The sequence below is a fragment of the Paenibacillus herberti genome (assembly GCF_002233675.1).
Classification (GTDB): domain Bacteria; phylum Bacillota; class Bacilli; order Paenibacillales; family Paenibacillaceae; genus Paenibacillus_O; species Paenibacillus_O herberti.
The window spans coordinates 848,259-871,265 of the sequence record NZ_NMUQ01000001.1; the positions used below are offsets into that span (position 1 = coordinate 848,259).

The 23,007-nt window shown below is 50.7% G+C and carries 11 protein-coding genes; all 11 read left to right on the forward strand.

Annotated elements, in window-relative coordinates; genetic code table 11:
• Positions 1-230 precede the first annotated feature (230 nt).
• The 11 genes from CGZ75_RS03945 to CGZ75_RS03995 all read left to right on the forward strand — a co-directional run bounded on the left by CGZ75_RS03945 (position 231) and on the right by CGZ75_RS03995 (position 22,862).
• On the forward strand, positions 231-1,745 hold the full coding sequence (locus CGZ75_RS03945) for a sugar ABC transporter ATP-binding protein (RefSeq protein WP_089522969.1): 1,515 nt from the start codon (positions 231-233) through the stop codon (positions 1,743-1,745).
• A 14-nt stretch (positions 1,746-1,759) separates the two neighbouring features.
• Positions 1,760-2,809 (forward strand): ABC transporter permease, encoded by a 1,050-nt coding sequence (locus CGZ75_RS03950; protein ID WP_176444668.1) that lies wholly within the window; start codon positions 1,760-1,762, stop codon positions 2,807-2,809.
• A 4-nt stretch (positions 2,810-2,813) separates the two neighbouring features.
• Positions 2,814-3,803 (forward strand): ABC transporter permease, encoded by a 990-nt coding sequence (locus CGZ75_RS03955; protein WP_089522970.1) that lies wholly within the window; start codon positions 2,814-2,816, stop codon positions 3,801-3,803.
• A 69-nt stretch (positions 3,804-3,872) separates the two neighbouring features.
• The gene (gene rhaS, locus CGZ75_RS03960) at positions 3,873-4,955 is read left to right on the forward strand and encodes a rhamnose ABC transporter substrate-binding protein (protein WP_089522971.1); all 1,083 of its coding nucleotides are present in this window, start codon (positions 3,873-3,875) and stop codon (positions 4,953-4,955) included.
• Between the two features lie 240 nt (positions 4,956-5,195).
• Positions 5,196-10,508: a family 78 glycoside hydrolase catalytic domain gene (locus CGZ75_RS03965; RefSeq protein ID WP_176444669.1), complete on the forward strand. Its 5,313-nt coding sequence runs from the start codon at positions 5,196-5,198 to the stop codon at positions 10,506-10,508.
• 210 nt (positions 10,509-10,718) lie between these two features.
• Complete coding sequence (locus CGZ75_RS03970) at positions 10,719-11,729, forward strand: S-layer homology domain-containing protein (protein WP_089522973.1); 1,011 nt, start codon at positions 10,719-10,721, stop codon at positions 11,727-11,729.
• 49 nt (positions 11,730-11,778) lie between these two features.
• Positions 11,779-17,874, forward strand: coding sequence for a family 78 glycoside hydrolase catalytic domain (locus tag CGZ75_RS03975; RefSeq protein WP_245850806.1), 6,096 nt, complete (start codon positions 11,779-11,781; stop codon positions 17,872-17,874).
• A gap of 852 nt (positions 17,875-18,726) precedes the next feature.
• Positions 18,727-20,418 (forward strand): DUF2515 domain-containing protein, encoded by a 1,692-nt coding sequence (locus tag CGZ75_RS03980; RefSeq protein WP_245850692.1) that lies wholly within the window; start codon positions 18,727-18,729, stop codon positions 20,416-20,418.
• 206 nt (positions 20,419-20,624) lie between these two features.
• A complete protein-coding gene (locus CGZ75_RS03985; RefSeq protein WP_089522975.1) occupies positions 20,625-20,804 on the forward strand; it encodes a hypothetical protein in 180 nt (59 codons plus the stop codon).
• 129 nt (positions 20,805-20,933) lie between these two features.
• Positions 20,934-21,401 carry a MarR family winged helix-turn-helix transcriptional regulator gene (locus CGZ75_RS03990; protein WP_245850693.1) on the forward strand — a complete coding sequence of 156 codons (468 nt, stop codon included), beginning with the start codon at positions 20,934-20,936 and terminating at the stop codon, positions 21,399-21,401.
• A 63-nt stretch (positions 21,402-21,464) separates the two neighbouring features.
• A complete protein-coding gene (locus tag CGZ75_RS03995; protein WP_089522976.1) occupies positions 21,465-22,862 on the forward strand; it encodes an MFS transporter in 1,398 nt (465 codons plus the stop codon).
• Positions 22,863-23,007 lie beyond the last annotated feature (145 nt).

Consider the following 23,007-nt stretch of genomic DNA (forward strand, 5'->3'; position numbering starts at 1 on the left):
GAATGTCTCCTACTTCGAGCCCTTCAATTTCGGTAAGGTAGCTTTAGAAGGCTGGTGAAGCAAGAAGCGGAGCTAAAGGTCGAGCCCGGAGAAGCGTCAGCGTTCGCCTTTGAAGTCGGATTTCCACCTCTATGAAAGGGTAAGTTCAAGGAAATCTTAGTTCAAGAGCGATCGGAGGGCCGACCTTTGGCGCAGCGGACGCTTTTCACCACAAGGAGGGTGATTCGGCAATGGCCGAATACATGTTAGAGCTGAAAGGCATTACCAAAACGTTCCCAGGCGTCAAGGCGCTGGACAATGTCTATTTCAAGCTGAAGCCAGGCGAGATTCATGCACTGATGGGCGAAAACGGAGCCGGGAAATCGACATTTATAAAAGTAATAACAGGTGTTCATCCCGCCGATGAAGGTGAGCTCTATTTCAACGGACAACGGGTTGATATAAAAAATCCTACGGATGCGAAGCGAATGGGGATAGCAGCGATTTATCAGCATGTTACTTGTTATCCCGATCTAAGCGTCACGGAAAACATCTTTATGGGACATGAAAAAATTCAAAAACGTACAAAACGAATTCTTTGGAACGATATGCATACGGCTGCTGAAGGGCTGCTGAAGGAGCTTGGAGCGGGGTTCAGCCCCAAAACGCTCATGGGCTCGCTAAGCGTGGCCCAGCAACAAATCGTTGAAATTGCGAAAGCGCTTTCTGTCGATGCGAAAATAATCATCATGGACGAACCGACCGCGGCTCTCACCAAGCGGGAAAGCGAGGATTTATATCGGATTGCCGAAGGTCTTCGAGACAAGGGCGCCGCTATTATTTTCATCTCCCATCGTTTTGAGGATATGTATCGCTTAGCAAGTCGGGTGACGGTGTTCCGGGATTCCAGATATATCGGCACATGGAATGTGGATGAAATTACGAACAATGACTTGATTATTGCCATGGTAGGCCGCGAAATTACGCAACTGTTCCCGAAAAAGGAGGCGCAGATCGGGGAAGAGCTGCTTCGTGTTGAAGGTCTTGGAAGAACGGGATACTTCGCTGATGTTTCTTTTACGCTGCGCAGAGGAGAAATCTTAGGACTGACAGGGCTCGTCGGGGCAGGCCGCACCGAGGTATGTCAAAGTCTCTTCGGAATTGAACGATCGGATAAAGGAAAGGTGTTTCTAAACGGTCAGGAAGTGAACATCCGCAAACCGGATGACGCGATGCGTAAAGGAATGGGCTATTTGCCGGAGGATAGGCAGAAGCAAGGGCTCGTCCTGCAATGGAGCATCGGCAGGAATATAACGTTATCTTCCTTAAAGAAGGTATCGGGCAAGGGAGTTCTCAACCTAGAGAAGGAAGCAAACCTAGCAAAGAGCTTGGCGGAGAAAATGAATGTGAAGGCAAAAAGCATATTCGATCTGGCGGGCTCCTTGTCGGGCGGCAACCAGCAAAAGGTCGTGTTTGCTAAACTTCTTACGACTGATGTGGAAGTGATCATTTTGGATGAACCGACCAAAGGGGTGGATGTGGGCGCCAAGTCCGCCATTTATGAAATCATTAGCGACCTGGCTTGCCAAGGGTATGGCATTTTAATGGTATCTTCTGAGATGCCGGAGATCATCGGAATGTGTGATCGTGTAGCGGTAATGAGAGAGGGCAGAATTACCGCTTTGCTCGAGCGCCATTCCATAACACAGGAAGCGATTCTTCAAGCAGCGATGGCTGATGAGAGGCCTCTCCAACAACAATATTAAAGGTGGGCATGACGATGCAGGAGAGAAGAATGAACACCTTCGATCCGCCTGCAGCAGCGCCTAGAGGCATTTGGCCTAAAAGCATGCTCAGCGCAAGGATTGCTAAATTCAGAGAACTAGGCTTGCTTGGGTTTATTATTCTACTTTCAATTGGCGTACAGCTTCGCAATCCGAGCTTTTTGACCTTGGAAAATATAAACGATATGGCCACCAATACCGCAATTTTGGGCATTTTGGCGGTAGGGATGATGCTCGTTATCGTTACCCGCGGGATTGATCTTTCCATTGGAGCGACACTCGCCCTATCCGGCATGATTGCCGCGCAGACGGTTAGTGCATTTCCTGAAATACCGCCTGTCGCTGTTCTACTAATTGGCACTGTAACGGGGCTTGTCAGCGGTATCGTGATAGGGTTTTTAGTTTCCAAAATTGGCATCCTGCCGATTATCGCTACGCTCGGGATGATGAATATTTTCCGGGGGTTAACCTTTTGGACCAGCGGCGGCAAATGGGTTAGCGCACATCAGATGCCGGTAGATTTCAAAGCAATCGCCACAGGTAAATTATTCGGAATCAACAATTTAATCGTTATTGCCATCATCATTTATGTCATCGCTTATTACTTTGTCAATCATACCCGTACGGGCAGACAGATTTATGCCGTAGGCAGCAATCCAGATTCGGCGGTCATCAGCGGAATTAATAGGGACAAAATATTATGGCTCGTTTATTCCATTATGGGCGGACTGTCCGGTCTCGCAGGAGTGCTGTGGGTATCCAAATTTGCCTCGGCTCAAGGAGATACGGCTTCGGGTTATGAGCTGAGCGTCATTGCGGCATGTGTACTGGGCGGCGTCAGCATTGCAGGCGGTTCAGGTAAAATATCGGGCATTATCCTTGGCTCCGTTTTACTCGGTATTTTGAATAATGCTCTTCCCTTGATCAACATATCGGCGTTTTGGCAAACCGGCATTCAAGGAGCGATTATTTTAGCCGCCGTGCTTATAAATGCAATCGTCAAACGGGGCGTTGATCGCAATCATCTCATGAGGAGGAAAATCTAGCGTTATGGAGCCGAGAATTGTAACGAATAAACAGCCTTTTTCCTATAAACGGTTTTTCCTTCAATGGGAATGGATGCTGGTCCTGTTGTTTCTAGCCATAACCGTCATGAATATGAATTTATCGGAGTTTTATTGGGATTACGAGAATCTGCGAGACGCAACGATGGGTTTCCTGGACAAAGCATTTATCGTTCTTCCGATGGTATTTGTCATTATATTGGCGGACATTGATATTTCCGTTGCATCGATTGTGGCGCTATCGTCCGTTATTATGGCGGATTTATTTAACAGAGGTGTCCCGCTCGAGCTTGCGATGATCATTTGTTTGGTGGTAGGGACGGTGTGCGGTTGGATTAACGGGATGCTCATTGTGAAATACAAGGAACTGTCTTCGGTTATTATCACGCTCTCAACGATGATTATTTACAGGGGAATCGCCTACATGATCCTGGAGGATCAAGCAGCAGGCTCATTTCCCGATTGGTTCAGCTATCTGGGCTGGGGATATGTAGGATCGATCCCTTTCATTCTGATTGTATTTACAGTATTTGCCGTCCTGTTCAGCTTATTGCTGCACAAAACGGTGTTCGGCCGGCAATTGTATGCAATGGGCAATAACACCACTGCGGCTCGTTTTTCGGGCATTCGTGTGGATCGGATCAAGGTCATTGTATTTACACTTGCAGGTTTAATGGCAGCGGTGACGGCGTTGTTCCTGACTTCCCGTATGGGTAGCACCAGGCCCAATATTGCCATGGGTTATGAACTGGACGTCATTGCGATGGTTGTTCTCGGAGGCATTAGCACAGCCGGAGGCAAAGGACGGATGATCGGCGCGATACTAGCCGTTTTTCTGATCGGATTTCTGCGTTACGGATTAGGATTGGTCAACGTGCAAGCACAAATATTGCTCATCATTATCGGCGTTCTGCTTATAGCCGCAGTTGCAGTTCCGCAACTTAAACGAAGCAACAGGCTCACGAGAAACACTTAAGCTGGAGCAACTCAGTCAAGCGACTGTTTTGTATATAAATGTTGGGTACACAAAAAGGGAGGTAACGGAATGAAAAAATCTAAACTACTACTGACATGTTTGACCGTTTTGCTTTCGCTTTCCATGCTGGCCGCTTGCGGAGGTAATAACACACCATCCAATACGAATGGTGGCAAGGGTGAAAACCAAGCTGCCAACAAAGGCGGCGACGCCACGGATGCAAAAAAGAAATATGCCATCATTTTTAAAAACACGGGCAATCCATACGGCGAGAAACAGATGGAAGGATTCAAAAATGCGGTGGAAGAGCTCGGTTATGAAGCGATTTTGAAAGCGCCGGATCAGCCGACTGCCGAAGCACAAATTGGAATGATTGAAGAGCTTATTTCGCAAAAAGTAGACGTAATTGCCATTGCGGCCAACGATCCCGACGCGCTGCAGCCAGCGCTCAAAAAAGCGATGAATCAAGGCATTAAAGTACTGTCGCTGGATTCCGCGGTAAACGCCGCCAGCCGTATGGTACACGTCAACCAAGCCGATCCGGAACGAATCGGTCGCACCTTGATCCAAGGCGTATCCGAAATGATCGGCGGAGAAGGCGAAATCGCTATTTTAAGCGCGACATCGCAAGCGACGAATCAGAACACATGGATTGAATGGATGAAAAAAGAGCTGGAAGATTCCAAATACAGCAAAATCAAGCTGGTCAAAGTGGCCTATGGCGACGACTTGCGCGATAAGAGCGTGTCCGAGACAGAAGCGCTATTGAAATCATATCCCAATCTGAAAGGGATTATTGCACCAACAACGGTTGGCATTGCGGCAGCGGGCAAAGTTTTAACGGATAAGGGGCTTAAAGGAAAAGTTCAATTGACCGGTCTTGGCTTGCCAAGCGAAATGGCGGAATACATTGAAAGCGGCGTTTGTCAGTGGATGTATCTGTGGAATCCGATCGATGTTGGGTACTTGTCCGGTTTTGCGGCAGACGCGCTCGTGAAGGGTACGATCAGCGGCAAGGTTGGAGATAAGCTGACTGCGGGCAAGCTAGGCGAAAAAGAGGTTGTGAAGGACGGGGACGGTTCGCAGATTATGCTTGGCGATCCTTTCAAATTCGATGCCTCTAACATCGCCGAATGGAAGGGCGTTTATTAAAACTTAATGGTTGTGAAGGATAGCCGGGTTCATCGCTTAAGGACAGCAGCTTGCGTAAGCTCCTTGATCGTGTGCTCCGGCTATTTTTTATGCATATCAAAATTGGAGAAAGGAAGTGTTAATGAGGTGAGGAGCTTGAGCCTATTACTCAAAAAGATAGGATGCGGATTGATCGCAGCTTTGCTTGTCATAACTTTATGGCAACCTGCGCCTGCATTCGGAGCTGAGGAGGCAAGTCAAATGACTGCATATGACTTGCATACGGAGTATAGCCATGATCCAATCGGAATTGATAACACAAAGCCTAGATTAAGCTGGTTAATGAAATCATCCCAGCGAGCGCAGATGCAATCTGCTTATCGTATCCTTGTTGCATCTGACGAGCAGCGGCTTGCTGCCAATGAAGGAGATCAATGGGATTCAGGCAAAATCGAATCCGAAGATTCCAACAATGTGGAATACAAAGGAAACGGCCTGCAATCCGGCAAACGTTACTACTGGAAAGTGAAAGTGTGGGATAACAATGGCCGTGAATCGGCATGGAGCGAACCGGGATACTGGGAGATGGGCTTGCTCGCTCCGGCCGATTGGCAGGCGCAGTGGATTGGAGCCTCAGCTCCTGCCGCTGCAGGGCCGGCAAATTATTCGATAGAGATGGACTTTACTCTATTGAGCGATGGAGCGGCCATTTTGTTTGGAGGGCCCAACGCTTCCGCTAATTTTTTCTGGCAGTTCAACGTCAAGGATAAGCCTTATGCCCAGCTTCGTCCGCATACGAACGTAGGTGGCACCAGGCTGATAAAGGAAGTAGATATTTCGCGTGTCATTCCAAACGACAAACAGTTGAATGTCGCCTATCACCTTAAAATTGAAGTGAACGGGAAAGAAATTAAAACCTATATCAACAACGAGCTCATCGATACGATGACCAATAACAATATTTCGTTCGGGCCGATCGGATTCCGTCAATTTAAAGACGCCCGCACCAATGAACGAGCCCTGTTCGATAATATCGTCATTAAGGATGGAAGTGGCAAACAGCTCTTTTTTGCTGATTTTGGAACCAACACCTTCGACGGTGGAACGATAACGCAAGACGGCAAGCTGCTTGTGGAAAATGCAACCTTTTATCAAAGGGCGGAGAGCAAAAGCGCCCCGATGTTAAGGAAAGAATTCCAGATTTCCAAGCCGGTCCGCAAAGCGACCGTATACTCGACTGCGCTTGGATTGTATGAGCTCAGCTTGAACGGGAAAAAAGTAGGCAGCGATTATTTTAATCCCGGATGGACGGATTATACAAAGCGGCTGCAGTATCAGACCTATGACGTAACCGATATGCTCCTTGAAGGCGGCAACGCGATTGGAGCGATGCTGGGCGAAGGCTGGTATGCGGGAAGTGTGGCGCATGTCGGGCCTAACCAGTATGGAACGGAAGTGTCCTTTCTGTCCCAATTAAAGATTGAATACGAGGACGGCACGAGTGAAACGGTGGCGACCGATCCTTCTTGGCGTTCCACGACTTCGGGACCGATCCGCTCGTCCGATATTCTGATGGGCGAATCATATGATGCAAGGAAAGAACTGCTCGATTGGAACAAAAATAGCTTTGACGACTCCTCCTGGAGCGCCGTAAAAACGGTCAATCCATCCCGTGGCAAACTTGTCGCGCAGGTCGGGCCAACCGTCAAAGCAACACAGCAATTAAAGCCAATCACGGTGAAACAGCCCCTTCCCGGCACTTATATTTTTGATATGGGGCAGAACATGTCGGGCTGGGCCAAATTGAAGGTTGAAGGCAGCGCGGGCTCAAAAGTAAAGCTGCGTTTTGGCGAGATGCTGAACAGCGACGGCTCGTTATATACCGCAAATCTGCGTACGGCCAAACAGACAGACGAGTACATCTTGAAAGGCGGCGGGGTTGAGCTGTATGAACCGCGCTTCACCTTCCACGGTTTCCGCTATGTCGAGGTGACCGGATATCCCGGCGAACCAACACTGGATAGCCTAACAGGCGTAGTTATCCATACCGACACCCCCAAATCAGGGGCATTTAACACCTCGAACGCGATGGTCAATCAGCTTTTCAGCAATATTACTTGGGGCCAGCGCGGCAATTTTTTAAGCATTCCGACGGACTGCCCTCAACGCGACGAAAGAATGGGCTGGACGGGAGACGCTCAAGTATTTGTGCGAACGGCTACCTACAATATGGAAGTTCCCGGTTTCTATGAAAAGTATATGAGAGATGTTGTGGATGCCCAAGGAGCGAACGGCGCCTTCCCGGATGTAGCTCCTAATGTCCGCGGGATGGGCAATGGCAGCAACGGCTGGGGCGACGCGGGTGTCATTATCCCTTGGACGTTGTACTTGGCTTATAACGACACGGCTATTATCAAAGAACATTATGACGCAATGGCAAAATGGATCCAGTACCTCAAAACAAACAGCAGAGGACTCATTCGTCCTGCCGGCGGTTACGGCGACTGGCTGGGCGTGAATGAAACGACTCCTACGGATGTCGTGAACACCGCTTATTTTGCTTACAGTACAAATCTATTGTCCAAGATGGCGGCCGTTATCGGCAAAACGGATGACGCCGACAAATACAACCGTCTGTTCAATGACATCAAAAGCGCTTTTAACGCCGCTTTTGTTGGGGCCGACGGAAGGATCAAAGGCAATACGCAAGCTGCCTATGTATTCGCCTTGCAGATGGATTTGCTGGACGGAGACGTCAAGCAGAGGGCTGCCGAACATCTCGTTGAAAATATTAAAAACAAAAATTGGCATCTATCAACTGGATTTCTTGGAATCGGTTATTTGCTGCCGGTGCTGACGGAGGCTGGTTACCCGGAAGTGGCTTATCGATTGTTGACGAATGACACTTATCCATCTTGGGGTTACAGCATCAAAAACGGCGCTACAACCGTTTGGGAAAGATGGAACTCCTATACGGCGGAGGACGGATTCGGCGATGCGGGAATGAATTCTTTCAACCATTACTCTCTCGGTTCTGTCGGGGAATGGATGTATCGCTATGCGGCCGGCATCGAGGCCGATCCGGCACAGCCCGGCTTCAAACATATCATTATCCAGCCTACGCCTGGCGGAGAGCTTGACCATGCCAACGGGGAATACAAGTCGATTTACGGGGAGATCAAGAGCGGATGGGAGCGGGAAGGCGCCGCGTTCAAGCTGAATGTGACCATTCCCGTGAACACAACGGCGACGGTATACGTCCCAGCCGTTGATCCGTCAACGGTGAGCGAAGGCGGCAAACCCGCCGATGAAGCCGTCGGCGTACAGTTTTTGCGCATGGAAGGGGATAAGGCGGTTTATTCAGTAGGGTCGGGAAGCTACTCGTTCGCCAGCACAATGGCTGAATCAAACGTTAAGTTGGCAAGCGTCAGCCTGAGCAGCAAAACGGCGAAGCTGCAAAAGGGAGAGACGACGGAGCTTGCACTAAACGGCAGCCTGGACAATGGAATGAACGCCGATCTTGCGAATGCGGAAATCCATTATGAGAGCAGCAACAATGGAGTTGCCCAGGTTACGAATAACGGCATCGTTACGGCTGTCGGTTCCGGCACCGTTGAGCTGCGAGTGAAAGTTAAGCTGGGGGAAATTGAAAAATCCGCCTCTACTCGGCTCATCGTTGTTTCCGGGGCGAATCTGGCCTTGGGCAAAAGGGCGACGGCGCGCGATACGCTGGAGGCACCGCCAGAATGGAGCGCCGCGGGTTTGACTGACGGCAGCTTGAGCAGGAAATATTCAACCACGGGTTCTCCGTCGCCATCCATGGAAAGTAATCCCCTATGGGTGGAGATCGACTTGGGCGCCAATCAGAATTTGAATAGCGTTATGTTGTATCCAAGAACGGACGCCAGTTCCAAGGAAGCCAATACGGCCTCTTACCCTGTTGATTTTAGCATTCAAGTGAAGCCTGATGGCGGGAACTACACGGAAGTGAAGAGCATTAGCGGAGAGCCGAATCCACTGATGCAGCCCCAGCTGTATACATTCGAAAACCAGTCAGCCAGATATGTAAGGCTTTCGGTGAAGAGGCTGGGCGATATGCCGGCCGACGACGTTTATTACCGGCTGCAATTGGCGGAGATGGAGGTGTATGACAATCAAGGCGGCGTGGTGCCGATTACGGGAATAAGCTTGGACCGTTCCACGCTGGAAATGAAGGATGGAGAGAGCACCGAAATTGCCGCAACGATCGCGCCGACAAACGCTGCGAATAAGTTAGTCCGATTTAATTCGGATAACTCAAACATCGTTATCACGAATGTCCATTACGACAAAACGAGCGACACGACAAAAGCGACCGTTACAGCTACGAATAAAGGAACGGAGCGGATAACCGGCGTTGTTACCGCAACAACGGATGACGGAGGCAAGTCGGCTGCGGTGAACGTTGCGGTTGCGCCGGGTGAGCAACAACCCCATGCCGCCACTTTGTGGGGTGATTCAGCCGTTATGGCTGGGCAAGCTGCGCAATGGACGATCGGAGCTCAGCAGGTAAGCTCAGGTTTTACAGCGCTTGATGTTGTTTTCCAATATGATCCGCAGAAGATCGAATTTCAGACGGTTGGGGAAGAGACCTATCTGTCGCTGGACCCGTCTGCCATCCAATCGCTCAAGCCAAATCTTTCGGTGATGGGAAGCGCAATCAAACCGGACAAAGGCCAGATTCGGATTATTATGGCCGTATCGGGCGAGCAGCCGATCGAAATAGACGGTGGCCCATTGTTCAGCCTTCACGGGAAGGTGAAAGCTGATGCGCCGGCTGGCAAAACAACCGTTTCTCTCGCTGAGTTCCAAGTATCGAATAATGGTACGGCATCAACGCTGGATGTATCGCGGGCTTCTCATGAAATGGATGTGACCCTTGTTGACAAAGCCGCACTGAATGCTGCGATTGAGCAAGCCCAGGCGATGCATGATGCGGCAGTTGAAGGCAGTCAGCCGGGTCAATATCCGAGTGGAGCTAAACTGGCCCTGCAAGCGGCAATCAACAGCGCGACAGCAGTGAAAAATGATGCCAATGCGACTGTAGAGCAAGTAGCCGGTGCGCTGAACGCTTTGCAAGCGGCTGTAAAAACGTTCACCGATTCTATCATTCCGTCTCTCCCTGGGGATAGAACATTGCTGGATGCAGCGATTGCAGCGGCGCAAAGCAAACATGACAAAGCAGTAGAAGGAACTAAGATCGGGAAGTATGCGGCAGGCTCAAAAGCGACTTTGCAAGCGGCAATCAACGTTGCCAAAAACACTGGCGGCAGCCAAGCGCAAATTGATGAAGCCGTTGCGGCGTTGAACAGGGCTGTGCAGCAATTTTCGCTCAAGTTCATTACGCTGGTGGAAGGCCAAACGAAGATTTCCGTTCGAGATCTCTCCATCATGGCCAGCTATTATGGCATAACGTCAACGGATCCGACCTGGTCCAAAATGGAGAAGGCGGATGTGCTAGGCGTTAATGTCATCGACATTCGCGCGTTAGCCGCCGTTGCGCAAATGATTCTTGATGATTGGAGCAAAGAGTAAGCAGCTCTAGAAAGCCGGTGGAAAAAAGGAGTGAAGCCAAAGATCGAGCCCGGAGAAGCGTCAGCGTTCGCCTTTGATGTCGGATTTCTACCGCTGCGGCGGTAAATTCAAAGAAATCTGAGATCAACAGCGATCGGAGGGCCGATCTTTGGCGCAGCGGGTAGTTTTTCACCGTTTTTCTAAATTGTTTCATGAAAGGAGTTATGTGATATGTCGAGATTAGCTCGTATGAGTGCAGTAATCGCCGCCGTATTAAGTCTGCTCCTCTGTTTGCCGGTCCTTCCGGCAATGGCCGACGCGGCTGCCCCCGCGATTGAACTAAAGATGAAGGCTGAAGGTAAAGGGATTGATATAACCGTTTCAGGCAAAAAGTTAACCGATGTATTTGCCTACGACATATCGATGAAGTTCGATTCGGGCCGTTTGAAATTTACTGGGGCGCGCACGGCATGGGCGGGATTTTCCATCGACCCAATCGTTAAAAATGGGACGATTCGGTTCGCCCATACAAAAACGGGCAAAACAGCGGGTGAGTCAGGCGACAAAGAGCTGGCCGTAATAAGCTTTGAGCGAATCGCAGAGGGAAATGCAACGGCAAGCATTGGGACGGTTCAGCTCGTCAATTCCAAGTTGGAAATGAAAGAGCTGAAGCCTGCGGTTCAGGTGACGGCGCCCGGAACAACCGGGGAGCTAAACGACATTAAAGGGCACTGGGCGGAAGCGGCGATTAGGGAAGCTGCAGAGCTCGGATTTGTAAACGGTTATACGGATGGAACCTTTCTTCCGAATCGGGAGGTGACGCGCGCTGAGTTCGCGGCGATGATCGTTCGGGCGCTTCAGCTCCAGCAAGAACCAGCCGATGGACTGACTTTCAGCGATACCGGCAAAATTCCACAGTGGGCGAAGCCCTATATCGCAGCAGCCGCTAAAGCGAATCTGTTAACCGGTTATGACGACGGAAGCTTCCGTGCCGGACAGCTCATCAACCGGGCGGAAATGGTAGCAATTATCATGAGAGCTCTTCCTGTTCAAGCAGCGCAAGATGCTAAGCTAAACTTTGCCGATGCCGAATCTATTCCGGAGTGGGCTGCCGACTCCGTTGCCGCAGCCGTTGAATTGGACGTAATCAAAGGGCGGGACGGCAACCGCTTTGTGCCGGACGGCCGCGCGACGCGCGCTGAGGCGGTAACGGTGCTTATTGCGATGCTGAAGCAGAAATAAGGATTCACAGCCCTATAACCAATACCCAAGGAAAAGCGAGGGATTGAAAATGAGGAAAGCTGGTAATCTTGCCTTATCGTTGGCCATTGGCCTCTCTTTATGTTTGCCTATGACTGGCACGGCGTATGGTGATACGGGGAAAAGCGTTGCAAGCAGCGTAACGGCGAACGCGCTGGGAATAACGGATTTAAATACGGAGTATATGAACAATCCGCTCGGTATCGATGTGATGAAGCCGAGAATGAGCTGGAAGCTGAGTTCGGACACGAGGGCTCAGCTTCAGGCAGCGTACAGAATACAGGTGGCCAGTAGCAGCGCTAATCTGTCGGCTAACAATCCAGACATGTGGGATACGGACAAAGTCGAGTCCAACCAGTCGGTAAACATCGCCTACAACGGCAAACCTCTGGAATCAGGCAAGCGATACTACTGGCGGGTGCAGGTATGGGATAAAAGTAATGCGGCGCCATCCGAATGGAGCAGCCCCTCCTGGTGGGAGATGGGCCTTCTGAATGAAGCGGATTGGCAAGCCAAGTGGATTGGGATGAGCGATACCAACAGCTTTAGCCCGGAAGGGCTGAAGTGGATCTGGTATCCGGAAGGAAATCCTGCACAAGGCGCACCGGCTGGAAACCGCTATTTTCGCAAAACGATTCAATTGCCAGCGGACCGGACCCGAGCGTCAGGGAAGTTCCTCATTACGGCGGATGACGGATTTGTATTGTATGTCAACGGCAAACAAATGGGCGCCTCCCCTGAAACAGCGGATTCTTGGAAGACGGGCCAAATTATAGACGTTTCAAGCGCTCTCGTTGCTGGAGCCAACACGATTGCCATCCAAACAAAAAACACCAGCGCAGCAGCGGGGCTTTTAGGCAGCTTAAAAGTGGACTTCACTGAAGGCGCGCCGCTGCAGATTAATATGGATCAAGGCATGAAGGCCGAAAAGGAAAAAAAGGAAGGCTGGGAGCAGCCCCAATTTGATGACAGCAAATGGGCGGCCTCGATTTCTATAGCTACTTACGGCCAGTCTCCATGGGGGAAAAATGTGAAGTTTTCCTCATCGCCGCCCTATATCCGCAAAAGCTTTTCCTTGGATAAAACGGTTGCCAAAGCCCGTCTTTATTCCAGCGCTCTTGGCATCTATGAACCTAGCGTCAACGGGAAACGGGTAGGCCAGGACCTGTTTGCGCCGGGATGGACGGATTATACGAAGCATATTCAGTATCAGTCGTATGACGTTACGAATCTGCTCAAGAGCGGTGATAATGTCGTTGGCGCCATCGTGGCGGATGGATGGTACAGCGGTCATGTCGGGTTTATTGGGCCAAACATTTATGGCGACAGAAATTATTTGCTCATGCAGCTAAATATTGAGTACACGGACGGTTCATCCGTAACAATCGGAACGGACGGTTCTTGGAAATGGGCGAACGGACCGATTGATTCCGCCAGCATTTTGATGGGAGAGATGTATGACGCAAGAAAGGAAATAACGGGCTGGGACACCCCGCAGTATGACGCTACGAGTTGGAGTCCGGTTCGGATATTGGAAGGGAAGGTTGCAGGCAAGCTTATTGCGCAGGACGGTCCAACGGTGCAAAAAATTCAAGAAATCAAGCCGATTGCGATTACGGAACCGGCACCGGGCAAATATGTATTCGATCTGGGCCAGAACATGGTCGGGGCGGTCAGGTTGAAAGTAAACGGCGAAGGGGGCAAAATCGTTACGCTGCGCCATGCCGAAGTGCTTAACCCGGACGGCACCTTTTATACCGCTAATTTGCGTGGGGCGAAAGCGACCGATCAATACACGTTAAAGGGCGGCGGAGAAGAGGTTTATGAGCCGAGATTTACTTTCCACGGCTTCCGTTATGTGGAGGTGACGGGTTATCCGGGAGTGCCAACGAAGGACGCGATTACCGGTCTCGTTATGCATACGGCAGCGCCGTTCAGCGGCCAGTTTGAAACGTCGAGCGGTATGCTGAATCAACTGCAAAGCAACATTACATGGGGCCAAAGAGGAAATTTCCTGGAAGTTCCGACCGATACACCTGCACGGGATGAACGGCTCGGCTGGACGGGGGACATCAACGTTTTTATTGGAGCTGCTGCTTACAATATGGACGTGGCCAAATTTATCGGCAGCAAATGGATGCGTGATATGCGGGACGGCCAGTCGGCCGCCGGCGGTTTTCCCGATGTCGCTCCTAACGTCCTTACGAGTAATGGCAATGCGGGCTGGGGGGACGCAGGTGTTACGGTTCCGTACACCATCTGGCAGCGCTACGGAGATACCCGCGTTATCGAGGAAAATTATGATGCGATGGTGAAATGGATTGAATATTTGAAGCGGAACAGCACGGGCCTCATCCGCCCGTCGTCGAGTTACGGCGATTGGCTGGATGTCAATGACCCCACTCCGGGAGATTTAATATCTACCGCTTATTTTGCCTACAGCACCCGTCTGGTGGCTGAAATGGCGCAGGCAATCGGCCGCCAGGCTGATGCTGACAAATACGAACAGCTCGCAGGGCAAGTAAAGGACGCTTTTATCAAAACTTATGTGAGCGAGGACGGCCGTGTAAGGGGGAACACTCAGACTGGCTATGTGCTGGCGCTGTATATGGATCTGATTCCCGAAGCTAAACGCGAAGCGACGGCGGGCCATCTTGTAGCCAAGATCAAGGAACGCAACTGGCATTTGTCTACCGGATTCCTGGGAACAAGAGATTTACTGGGCGTACTAAGCGATACGGGAAATCTGGATGTTGCCTATCGGCTGCTGAACAACGACACGTATCCTTCCTGGGGTTATCAGATTAAAAAAGGCGCAACAACGATGTGGGAACGCTGGGATGCGATCCGACCTGACGGCAGCTTCCAAGACGCCGGCATGAACTCTTTTAACCATTACGCCTATGGTGCAGTAGGAGATTGGATGTATCAAAATATTGCCGGCATACAGTCGGACCCTACCAATCCTGGGTACAAACATATCCTCATTAAATCTTTGCCGGGCGGAGATTTAACGAAAGCAAGCGGGTCCTATGAATCGGTATACGGAACGATAGTGAGCAAATGGGAAAAAGCAGGCGCCGTTTATAAACAGCATGTAACGGTTCCGGTAAACACAACCGCTACGCTTTATATTCCGGCGGACAGCAAATGGGCGGTAACGGAAGGAAAAGGGTTTGCACATTCGGCCGAAGGCGTCCAATTTGTCGGCATGGAAGACGGAAACGCGGTATTCAAGCTTGGTTCGGGAGACTACCAGTTTACAGTGGATCCGATTATCGGCAAACTCGGAAACGCTCTGGATGAAACGGATAAGTTAACTATTGAAGTGGTCGGCTTATTAGACAGCGGCAAGCTCACGCAGGCACAAGGGGAAGTCATTTCTGTTAAAAGCAAAGAGCTTGCGGGCCGGATTGAAGCAAGCGTGGAAGCTTACAACAGCGCTCAGAGCGGTACCTTTATCGAGCAGGTGCATCATGCGCTAAATGCGGCGGCACAATTGCAGGGATGGGTGCAGGAGCAAAAGGATGCGGGGCAATTGAGCGGCGAGACCGCAGGAATACTGGCTCAATTTGTTACCAATATATCCATGCACTTGTCGGCAATAAGCACGGATGAGCTTGGAATCAATTGGTCGATGACGCCTTCAAAAGATACGGTGCGGCCGGGTGAAACGATCACGATCGACATCAAAGCAAGCAACAATGGAACGGCAACGATTAATGACGTCCGATCCGTCCTCCTCCAGCCCGAGGGTTGGGAAGTAACGCCGGTAGGGGAGAATGGGATCGCTCTCATCAAGCCGGGCGAGACGTTTACGGCTACATTTAAAGTAAAAGTAGCGCCAAATCAACCTATTTCGGAATCGATCCGTTTAACAGGCAGCGGCAGCTACAAAATAAATGACGCCACCGTTGAAGTGCCTCTGCAGACATCCTTGAAGGTCGCTTCTCTAGTAACAATCAAGCAACTAAAGGCTGAACCAGGGGCTGTCGAGCCTGGCGGCGCGGCCACGATCAGCGCGACTCTTCAAAATTCAGGAGGTTCAACCGTTGAGGGCCTCGTCGAATTAAGCGTGCCTGCAGGCTGGAAGACAGAAGCTGCAAGCCAAGCCTACCGTCTCGAAGCAGGCGAGGAAAAGAGCATTGTATTCCGCGTAGCATCGCCTAAAGAAACATCCGAAACGGCGGCAGAGCTGAAAGCAATCGTTTCCTACAACGGAGCTGAAGTAGACCGGGCGAGCACGACTGTCCAGGTGCGTTACGCTAATCCTCCTGCTTCGTTTATTGACCATGTCGACGTCGGCAATGCGCAATCCGAACAAGCGCATAATGTGAAATTTTCTGCTAAGTCGGGCGCTAGCGTTGAAGAAGGTTTGACGAGAAGGTATGTGTTTCGCGGCGATGCCAACGGTTATTTTGAGTTTGATATGGCGATTGAGCCGGGACAGCCTTTCATGATCAGAGCCATAGAGACTTATGATATGGCGCAGCTTAAAGATTATTATGTGCTCGTAAACGGCAAAAAGGTGCACAGCCGAGCCAATCAAACGAGCGGCCGAGGCACGGCGACCTATCAGTTCGTCGTTGACGATGCCTCCTTACTGCAGACAGATAAGGTCAAGGTTCGCTTTCAAGAGGACGAGGAAGGACGCAATTACGACCCGTCGATTGCCGATATTTGGACGATGCCGTTCAAGCAGGATGAGGTTATTCCTGTGACGGGAATTGTATGGGACCGTTCCTCCATGGAGCTGAAGGACGGCGAGAGCGCGGAGATTTCGGCGTCTGTATTGCCGGATAACGCAACGAACAAAAAGGTTCGTTTTGATTCGGATAGCGCAGCTATCGTTGTTACGAATATCCGTTATGATGAAGCCAGCAAAGCGACTAAAGCAACCGTTACGGCAACGAATAAGGGAAAGGAACCGATTCAAGGCGTCATTACCGCCGTTACCGAAGAGGGGAACAAAACCGCGTCGCTGAATGTTGTTGTAAAAGCGGCTGCCGAGCAGGGTGAGGCTGTAGCTATTTTGTCCGGCAGTAAAAAGGTTTTGGCGGGACAGGATGCGGAGTGGACGGTTAGTGCTGAAAACGTAAGTCCAGCTTTTACGGCACTTGATGTTATCTTCCATTATGACCCGCGGAAAATCGAATTCCAGACCGTTCAAGACAGCGAAGGAGGCTCATCCGTTCTGGACCCGGCTGCCATCGAGTCGTTGAAGCCGAATTTGGCGGTGCTCGGCAGCGCGGTGAAACCGGAATTGGGGCAGATTCGGATTATCATGGCCGTTACTGGCGATTCGAAGGGAGCAATAGACGGCGGTCCGTTGTTCAGCCTGCATGGCAAAGTGAGGGCAGATGCCAGCGCCGGCAGTACAACCGCGTCATTATCTGATTTTGCCGTATCCACTAATGGCCAAGGGGCAGTTCTCGACGTATCACGAGCTTCCCACGAAATGGAAGTGATTGTTGCTGACAAAACAGCGCTGAAGGCGGCGATTGAGCAAGCTCAATCGATGCATAATACCGCCACGGAGGGCAGCAGCCCAGGACAGTATCCGGGAGGCTCAAAAGCGACTTTGCAAGCTGCAATTCATAGCGCGGTGGCCGTAAGGGACGCTGCAAATGCGACAAGCGAACAGGTTGCTGCTGCGTTGAACGCTTTGAACGCGGCCGTGAAAGTATTTGCGGACTCCATGAATCCATCGGTGCCTGTGGACAGAACGAAGCTGGATGCAGCGATTGCAGCGGCGCAGGTTAAACATGACAAAGCAGTGGAAGGAAGCAAACTCGGCAAGTATGCCGCAGGCTCCAAAGCCGTGCTGCAAGCGGCGATCAATGCAGCCAAAGGAGCGGGAGGCAGCCAGTCGCAAATTGATGAAGCTGTGATAACGCTGAACCGAGCTGTACAGGTATTCTCGGAGAAGCTGGTCACATTAATCCCTGGCCAAACGAAAATTACGATTCGGGATCTGTCCATCATTTCGAAATTTTATGGTGTAACCTCTCAGGATCCTAACTGGTCAGAGATCGAAAAAGCAGATGTATTGGGTAACAATGTTATTGATATTCGTGCTCTGGCCGCCGTTGCTCAAATGATTCTGGATGAGTGGCGTGTGGAGTAGGGTAGGGTGAGAGTGTGAAGTGAGAGTGAAGGCGAAGCTGAAGTGAGAGTGCAGTAAGTGCAGTAAGTGTAGGGTAATGAATGCAGGTTCTGCGAGAGAAGAGGCCGTTCCAAGTCATCGTTAGATGACTTAGGGGCGGTCTCTTAATTACTTAGGCCGGCCAGTATAGTACAGCATGGGTTGATCGCACTGAACCGTTTCGAATCTGAGGCGTTTTGATGTTTTTTATGTATGATTTGAGCGCCTCCATGCGCAACGGACCTGAAGCCTCATTTCAGAAAAATGGAGGGTTTTCGAGGCGTAACGGATCTGAGAGACGCTATTGAGGGCATTTCTCGATAATTTCATCATTTTTGACTCATATAACGCCGCTCAGGTCCGTTAGTAAGTGCAAGGACGAGCTGATGTGAGATGAGATTCGCTTGTGCATGAATGGACGAGCTGAGGCGCTTCGAGTTTTGCTGCTGTAGAAGCGAAATGATGCGATAAGAGCTTTTACAGAAAGACGGGAGGAAGCTGAGCGTGGCTCAGTTTCTTCCCTTTTCGCTGATAATGTTTGTCCCGGTCTGCCCTGTCTCGCCCTGCTCCGCTCCGTTCCGCCTCGTCCCGTCCAGGCATGGGGTTAAGGGGCTTCATTCCCGACTATACTTCTAATAGGATGCTTAATGCGGGTGAGAACGAGCGGAGCGAGGGGCGAGTCTAATCAAACGCCAGCATTAGTTGAAGGAATCCTCTCGTTTCTATGGAGAGGTTCTGCTGCAAGGGGATTTGGGGCGAAAAGTTATCGGCGGGCCGAGCCTTTGGCTCGCGGTAACGATCACCGGACTTTTACAGCTCGGGAGGAAGTATCGGATGAAGACACGGGCAGGTCAGGACGGAACGGAAGCAGACGCAGGGGGACAAGCGACAGTACAGGCGGCAGAGGAAAAGAAAGCATCTGTGATAGCGGAAAAGAAAGCAACACTAGCGGGAAAGAAAGAACCCATGATAGCGGAAAAAAAAGCAATCGTGGAAAAGGAAAAGAACGCACACACCGCCGGTTCAAGCAACCGGCTGTTGGAACTGCTGCTGTTGCCAGCAGCGATTCCGGCGGCGATATTCGCCTATGCCGCCGGCAAGCGGCGCAGCCGCAAGGCCGCCGCTGCGCTGGCGGCCGGCTCACCGCCGCTGCGCCTGGCGGCGCCAGCCATTGCGGAGCTTCGCGCCGCATGGCGAAAGCTTGAGCGCGCCGCAGCCAAGGCGGCGGCCGCGCATAACGGTGCGCCCGCTGCGCAGCCGGGCGCCAATGCGCCTCCGGCGGGCAAAGCCGCCGCGTGGGCCGGGCTGCCGAAGGCCAGCCCAGCCTGGTCCGCGGAGGCTGCGGCCGCCTTCGGAGCTGTGCCGCAGCTGCCGGGCGGACCGGCCGGCGACGCAGCGCTAGTGCAGCGCATCCGCGCGGAAACGGCGCGGATGAACCGCAACAATGTGACGCGCACGGAGGCTTATCGCGCGTTTTACCTCCGTCGGCCGGAGGTGCACTGGGCGCTGCTCGCCCATATGGTATCCCGCAACGGCGGCTGGAACATGACCGATCTGCAGGGTGAATGGCTGCCCAGACTGCTCGATATGTCCAAGCGGCGCTGTACATTTGGCATGCTGGAGCGTGCAAATGCGCTTATTTTCCACGATGCGTATCCCCAATTGCTGCTCTATGAAGAGAGCCGGCGCAGCGGCCGCAGTCAGCTGCATCTGCTCCCACGCTTCGGCGTGTCCGTATTCATGCAGCCGATATGGCAGCAGTTTTTGCGTACCGGCGATGCTTTGCCGCTGACGATCGGGCTGATCGTCAACGAACAGCATTTCATCGAGGAGAGGGTTGTACAGAACCCCTATTACCGGCGCAAAGTGCTGAATACGTTCTTTTTCGGTATGCAGTCGGTGTTGCAGCTGAACCAGCTCGTATTCCCGTATGGCAAAGACGAGGGGGGAGATCCGCTCGTGGCGGGGCTAATCCTCGAGGACTTCTCCGATTTGCATGAACGCATCGAGTTCGGTAAGCGACTGTACGCGCTGTTGTTCGGCATGCCGGGAGTGTCCAAGGGAGTACTCGCTTTCGTAAAAGCAATCCGCCATACCGGTTCGCGCTCCGATTACGCGCCAGAGCTGTTTGCTCAGATTCGCCGAGGTAAACCGACGGCTGCCTACCAGGAACGGTTGAGAGGAGGGCGGCTGTTGCCCGGTGCCGAGCCTCTATACAGTCCGCCGCTATCAGCGGTCTGGTCGGATCGACCGTTTGATGAGCCCGAGCCGGGGGACTGGTTCAAAGGTCCGGAAGACGTCCTGCCCTATTTTCGCTCGCTACCTACGCCGGAGCGCTTCGAGCTAACTGCCGATTATCGTATTGCGCTTGGCAAGGTGGAGCTTGCCGTGCTTGCCGCTCAAAGTGCGGGAATCAATCCCAACCGAACCGCGGTGTCCCCAGAAGGCCGCAACGGAAGCAGCCATGTAGTTCACCGCTCTGAAGGGAGAGCCCAGCCGCAACAACAAGAAGACTCATCAACCTGATGGGTCTATTTGTTTTTATCCAAGAGTACGGCGATGCTATTGCTCGTCCAGGACGATTAACTCTCTCCGTTCCTTCTTCCTTCGTTCCTCGTTCCTTTCAAAATTTGTCGTTATTGATATAGAGTTAGGTCTAATGGTATGATTCTCGAAGTAGTTTTTTGTATTACCCTCAAAGTAATTTTATATAGTTCCAAAGGAGCGGACTTGTGGAAGTTGTAATTCTTTTTGCAGCATTGTTTGTCATGCCAGTTGTATCTTTTTTCTTTATGTATTTATTTTTGAATATACTAAAGGACGAAAAAGAAGGACAAAAATTTTTGGCCTCGATATTATTCGCCATTATGGGCTGGATTATTTCATCATCAATAATATTGAATCTTAGTTAAATTCCTCACGCTTGGCCAATTGGCCAAGCGTTTTCAATATTCAGTTAACACCTTTTCATATTGACAGTCCGCCCATTCCATCCTATCATTAGTTTGAATTCAAACAAGTTTGAAGGCGGTGCGGTTCATATGGAAATGGGGGAAGCCTCAAAAGATCAGTCTATTTTCCGCCTTCCTTGGGAGCAAGAGGACACCAATTCTACGCTCATCAAAGTTGCTTTCATCAGCATCCGTCGTGAAATCGAAGCAACACTCCGACCTTTTGGACTAACACCGCAGCAGTCCCAGTCTCTTCATTTGCTGGCATTGAAGCCAGGAGCAATGAATGCCGATTTGGAAAAATTGCTGTTTATTGATAAATCGAGCGTCACGAGCTTGATCAATGGAATGGTCAAAAAAGGTTGGGTCGTTCGTCGCGACCACGAACAGGATGCAAGAATGAAGCGGATTTATTTGACCGAACAAGGGGAAGAAATGTGTAAGCTCTTTTCAACAGCGATTAAGCAAGCCAAGGATAAATCCAATCAAGCACTGACAGCTAAAGAGTCCGCAACCTTACAGTTCCTGCTCAAAAAAATCATCAAAGCTTATGAGTAGAATTGGTAAGTTTGATCATTTGGTTTGAATTCAAACTAAAAGGAAGGGGCATGAGATTAAAAAATGGAAACGGCAAGTGTTAAAAGTAATGGCGAAAAGGTCATGCCTATTTTAGCGTTCACACTAGTGCTCTCCGTTATGAATGCGTCCATGTTCAACGTCGTCATGCCGGTCATTAGCGAAGAATTCGCGATTACGCCGTCGCAGGTAAGCTGGCTCGTCACGGGTTATATGATCGTATTTGCAATTGGCTCCGTTACATATGGGAAGCTTGCAGATAAGTATAGATTAAAGGATTTATTGACCTTCGGTTTGATCTTTTTTGCACTTGGTTCAATCGTAGGGTTAGTTGCGAGCCAGTATTGGATGATTGTTCTTGGTCGCGTTTTGCAGGCTGGCGGAGCTGCTGTCATCCCTGCGACTGCGATGATTGTTCCTGTCCGTTATTTCGCGCCTGAGAAGCGCGGCAGAGCACTAGGCTCAGTAGCTGCTGCATTGGCACTAGGCACGGCACTGGCTCCGATCATTTCAGGCTTGGTTACGAGCGTGGTTAGTTGGAGATTCCTTTTCCTGTTATCGTTGGTCCCGTTGATTGGACTGCCATTCTTCCGAAAATATTTGGATGACCAGAGGGGCGCAGCGCAAAAAATAGATTTTTTGGGTGGAATATTACTTGGCGTATCCGTCGCCCTAATACTCGCATCGATTGCGCTCGGAAATGTATTATTTTTTATTGCAGGAGTCGTTTCGTTCATTCTCTTCGTTATACGCATTAATACTGCGGCAGAGCCTTTCATTCAACCGGGGCTGTTCCGCAATAAAAAGTATTCCTTCGGCTTATGCGTCAGCCTTCTTGCGACTGCTTTAAGCTTTGGCATGCCGTTTATAACGCCGCAATTTCTCTCAAGTTTGAATAATCTCTCACCAGCCATTATTGGTTTTGTTATGTTTCCGGCGGCTATTATTTCTGCTTCAGTGGGGAGACGGGGAGGCAGACTGGCAGATGAAAAAGGGAACTCCTTTTTAGCCTACACGGCCATTTCGTTTAGCTTCGTTTGTTTAGTTCTCCTCTCGATCTTTGTCGGAGCTTCGCCTTACTGGATTATGTTGTTCCTCCTATTCGGAAACCTGGGTCAGACGTTTATTCAAATTGCGATCTCGAACACGATTTCCAGCACGCTGGCGCGGGATCAGGTCGGCGTTGGCATGGGATTGATGTCCTTGCTCAATTTTATTTCCGGCGCGATAACAACTAGTGTTTTAGGCAAGCTGCTGGATGCAAAGGAAACGAAACTGCAAATTAATCCTTTCGCTCTTCATGAAGGAGCCTACCTTTACAGCAATATTTTCTTTGCCTTAGCGATACTTGCCGTAATTATCTTGGGTATTTACTATTTCGCTTTCCGCTCGTCTGGAGCAAAAGCCGAATTGAAAACAACGCTGCAAGAAAGTGAAGCTTAGATTTCTCTACGACAGCGTAGAGAACGCAGTGCGCAGTGCGGAGTGTGACGGATGGACATGGAATGCTCCACGCTCACTTATCCACTTTTCGTAGCAAAAAGAGCATTTTGAGCCCTCCGGTTCAAAATGCTCTTCTTTTGTTCAC